Source organism: Parabacteroides provencensis, assembly GCF_900232875.1.
GTDB lineage: Bacteria > Bacteroidota > Bacteroidia > Bacteroidales > Tannerellaceae > Parabacteroides > Parabacteroides chinchillae.
This window is the reverse complement of the sequence record NZ_LT960497.1, coordinates 1-4,675: the sequence shown is the minus strand read 5'-3', so window position 1 is coordinate 4,675 and position 4,675 is coordinate 1. Positions and strand designations below refer to the sequence as shown.

General features: G+C 49.0%; 3 protein-coding genes. All 3 read right to left on the bottom strand.

What is annotated here, in order from left to right:
* Positions 1-245: 245 nt before the first annotated feature.
* Positions 246-2,378 carry an Lcl C-terminal domain-containing protein gene (locus tag CTY47_RS16520; RefSeq protein WP_099465883.1) on the bottom strand — a complete coding sequence of 711 codons (2,133 nt, stop codon included), beginning with the start codon at positions 2,376-2,378 and terminating at the stop codon, positions 246-248.
* 21 nt (positions 2,379-2,399) lie between these two features.
* Entirely contained in the window at positions 2,400-3,140 is a 741-nt protein-coding gene (locus tag CTY47_RS16515) for a DUF6261 family protein (protein ID WP_099465882.1), read from the bottom strand.
* A gap of 487 nt (positions 3,141-3,627) precedes the next feature.
* The gene (porN, locus tag CTY47_RS16505) at positions 3,628-4,671 is read right to left on the bottom strand and encodes a type IX secretion system ring subunit PorN/GldN (protein WP_099465884.1); all 1,044 of its coding nucleotides are present in this window, start codon (positions 4,669-4,671) and stop codon (positions 3,628-3,630) included.
* Positions 4,672-4,675 lie beyond the last annotated feature (4 nt).

Here is a 4,675-nt window from a genome sequence, read left to right as displayed (position 1 = left end):
TAGCCTGGTTTTAGTTACCGTCCGCTTCAGCGGACGGCCTAAAGTATGTTCTCTTTGTTGGCTTTAGCCTAAGTTCAGTTGCCGTCTACTTTAGTGGACGGATTAAGGGATGTACATTCTCTGTTGGCTTTAGCCAAATTTCTTTCTGGTTGGGCTAAAGCCCTTGAAAGAGGGGAATCTACAGCCTCCGTCGGTTTTAACCGACGGCAATTGAAACCAGGCTAAAGCCATATTCTATCTACCAATCAGATATCCCGAACACAGCGAACAAAGTTGCTGCCGTTCGTGCCGCCGTAACTGAAATTGCCCTTGAAGAAGCTCAGTCCGCAGCGGAAGCTGGCACTGCCATTGTAGACCGAACTACTCCAGTAGATACTGCTGATGAACGCAGCGAAGCCGGATATGGACTCTAACTTAGACCTATTCTGATACATGGCGAACAACTCGATCTGAGTAGGAACACGCCAACCGCTACCCTTACCTTTACAATAATCAATAGCAGGCTGATAAGCAGAATAACTGCCACGCTCCGTTTTCTCAACCTCGAAAGAATAAGGCGTATTTACAGTAGCGGTAGAAGAAACGCCCATATAATCGGAACCCGTTGTACCGGAAGAAGCACCACCATCATAATTGAATGGAGGATAAGTAGTAAGGTTATTCCCAGTATTCTTATAAGCCGTGGCTACGGACTGGTTGATAGTGACCACAGGCAAGTTATCCCGGACACAGCGGACATAGTTGCTGCCGCCCGTCGTGTTGCTCCAAGTGAAATTGCCATTGCCGAAGCCCAGTCCGCAGCGTCTGCCGGCGTTGCCACTGCAGACCGAACTACTCCAGTAGTAATTGCTGATGAACGCAGCGAAGCCGGATACGGATTCTAATGCCGCCCTATTCTGATACATTGCGAACAACTCGATCTGAGTAGGAACACGCCAATCGCTACCCTTACCTTTACAATAATCAATAGCAGGCTGATAAATAGAATTACTACCACGCTCCGTTTTCTCAACCTCGAAAGAATAAGGCGTATTTACAGTAGCGGTAGAAGAAACGCCCATATAATCGGAACCCGTTGTACCGGAAGAAGCGCCATCATCGTAATTGAAAGGAGGAAAACCTGTAAGGTTAGACTGTTTCGCCTTGTAAGCCGTAGCTAACGCTTGATTAACCGGTATCCACACAGAAGCCACGCTGTGCCATATCCGGGGATCATCATTCTTATAATATAGATTGCCACTACTATTTGTTACATAGCTTCTAATAAATTCAAGTGAATTGTTGATGTTTACCGTCAGCGTGTAGTTGGTGTGTCGGCGTAGTGAGAAGTCTCCCACACTGCCGCTTTTGCCCATAAAGACGTCGAAGTGGCATGTGTAGGCATCGTCTGTCGCCAGGGTTTTGCTTCCTGTCAGCGTTACCCTCGCAGCATTGGGTGCTTTCAGCCTGTTTCTTTCGGTGGCGTTAGTGGCCGAGTAGCCGGATTGTACATTCTCTCCTACATACCAGGTTACGGTGTTTGCATTTACGGAGGTGGAGTTCTCTACTCCTGCGAGGTTTGTGTTGTTTCCTGTTCCGTCGTAGTTGTTTTTTGTTCCGAAGCACTTTTTTCCTGCGTTTACGAGTTGGATTCCTGTGCGCGGTATGTTTCCTCCGCCTTGTGAGCTATAGGGTATGGAGAAGGTTTGATTCACCACCGTTACTTTCGCCAGCGTGCGGTATAATGAGACAGAAACAACGCCATCAAAAGAACCGGATGATAGATTGGCCGTTGCTGTTCCCGCGTAGGGTACGTCCGCGTCTGCGGCTATATTGTTCGTCATCACCAGTGTTTGAAAGGTTGTATAGTTTCCTGTGAAGTTCGCAAAGTTTCCTGTTCCTCCTGTGCTGGCGTAGTTGTTTGTTGCTGCATTGTCGTTTGCTACAATCACCAGCCGGCAACTTGTTGCTGCCGGATCAGCTACGTTTGTAAAGGTTACTACTTGGTCTGTGTTTGCCGTCATGGTTCCGATGTTGGCTCTGCCGTTGAACGTTCCGTCGCTCTTAAAGAGGAGGGCGTAGACGTTTTTCAGCGTTGTTGGTGCTTTGGTGGAAGGCATATCCGCAGAACAACTGTCCGCATCACTCGATATCAGTTCGTAGCTGAAGCCTGCTTGCGCGGCTTCGCTTCCCGGGGCTGCTTCGCGGATCAGCGCTCTCGTCTCCGGTATGGCTTCTACGCCGGTTTTGAGTGTAAGCGTCAGGGTGTGTCCTGCGGTGGGGTCTTTTTCTAGTCCGTCGTTGTCGTCGTTGCAGGCGGTCAATGCAGGCAGCATTGCCAGCATTATCAGGAAACCGGCCGCGAGGGCCAGTTTCTGAAGGTTGTTGTTCTTTCTCATATAAAATGTGTGTAAAGGGGGTTATACAATCGGCGTGTCGGGCTTCTTGTTTTTGCCGGCTTTTGCCGCAATCAGGTCCGAGTACTTTTTGTAAATCTGGTTTACGGCGTCTATAAAGGCTGCGGTTTCGTCTGTCGGGTCCATTTCTTGCATGGCGTTTACGCGGCGTACTATCGCATCCAGCGCTTCGTCTGTTGCTTTGCGTGCTTCGGAGGTTTCTACTTTTACACGTGCCGTGTATTCGTCCGTGCGTGTTCGGTCCAAGTCTTTGTAGTCTTGGTTTTGTTGGCTCAGCAGGCTTACGAAGTTTTCCAGTTTCAGCAGTTCGATGTCCGCTTTCGCAGCATCTCCTCCCAGGTCGTTCAGCAGTCCGTCTATCCCGGCTGTTTCTTCGCTGAAGGCCTTTTCGTTGAGTGCGTGATAGGCTCCGAAGATGGCATCCAGCCGTTTGGCTGCCAGTTGCAGTTGTTCGGTGGGGCAGATGCAGTAGGCTTCCACTATGTTTACCATGAAACGGAAGGTGAGGTCTCTGTCTGCGTCCAGTTTTTCCAGTTGTTCTGTGCTTGCGCTTTTTGTGATGCGGTTCACACAGTCTTGTTCCCGTGCAATGGCGTCGGCGTAGGTTTTTTGCATTTCGCTGATCTTGGTGTCTGCCACGCTTAGAGGTGTAAGGCGTTGGTTTATTTCCTCGTTCATACCCAGGTGTGCCGCGTTGCTCAGTCGCGAGCGTGAAACGGTTCCGATTGCTTTTGTTTGTTCCATAACTTTGAATTTAAAGAGTTAATATTAGGTTGAAAATTGAGAAATCCGTTCTGTGGAGCCTCTGTAGGCCTACGGAGGTATCACCGGAGCTCCGGCAACGGTTTTGTAGGGGTACAGAATGGCTGCCGGCGCGTCTGTAATGGTTTTGTAGGCCTACAAAATGGCCGCAGCTACTCCGGTAATGGTTTTGTAGGGGTACGGAGCCTCCGCCGGTGCGTCGGTAATACTTTTGTAGGTGTACGGAGGTTTTCCGTGTGGTACGGACACACGTTTTCGGCAGGTTGCAAGGGCAGCCTGCTATGTTTTGATTGTTTTTTACGTGAAAAAGGGGGGTGGAGGAAAGGTTACGGTTTTTTTGCAAAATTTCCTTCTTCATGAAGAAGGACTGCGGAACATACATGTTCCGCAGATATATGTCTTATACAAGGAATGTATTTCATCTTGTTTATGAAATGTTGCGGGGGCAAAGATAGGGATTTATAAATTATTATCGTCTGCGGCGTACGCTCTTTACGGGAGCGGAACGTTCGGCTTTCGGGGCTTTTGTCTTTACTGTTTTTTCCTTGCTTGCAGCCGGGGCTTTTTCGGCTGAAGCACCTGAGTTGCCGCGAACGGATGCTTTGCGTGCCTTCTTGTCGGCCTTGGCATCTACTACTTGTGCGGTGTCGGGTTGCAACCAAAGGGATTTCTCGAATGCTACCAACTGGCCCTCGATACGGTCTTGTTCGCGTTTCAAAGAGTCGGGGGTAGGGCAGTAGGCTTGCAAAGGACGGTTCATCAGGTTTTGAGTCTTGATGATTTCGCCGTCAAACATGCGGCGGCGGAAATAGTCGTCCATCGTAAACGTCATGGCATTGTTTATGTTAGACGTCATGATGTAAGCCGTATTGATATACGGGCGGATGTTTTCGTAGGGTAGCCAGAACATCGGCATGGTAGTTTCTCCCATGTCTCCGTTGGAAGTAAGGATCGGGCAGACAGCCAGTGTCTTTACATCGAATACAGAGTTGTTCTGGTCGAAATACCAGGCTTCCTTTATGTAATAGGATCTGACATCTTCGGAGGGTACGTCGCTTTCGTTGATAACAAACATCGGTTCGCCTCCGTTTTTAGCCGGTACTTCTTCATACAGGATATAGAAACGGTCTAGCAATTCTTTGAAATTTACCTGATGGGCTTCGTCAAATTGTTCGTAGCCATCGAGATACTCGTATGCCTTAATCTTATTCTCGCTCAATAGCTGGAAGATAATGGAGAAAAGATTCATTTGTCCGTTCATAGGACGTACCGGATAGTAGAGCGGAGCATTTTGCTCTTTTGTCAGGTCTATCTGTCGGTAGATAACACGCATCCAGGGGGCATTGCCTATCTCCTGTGTCATGCGTTCATTCATATCCTGGGCACGGACGGTTAGTTCGGGCAGGTTGCTATCTTTTTTTACCTCGCGTTCGCCACGGGTGGCACGGGGGCTTCTTCTTTGTTGCGTATTAGCGCCGCCTTGTTCTTCCTGGGCTTGCAGGGTGCCGCTTATAAAC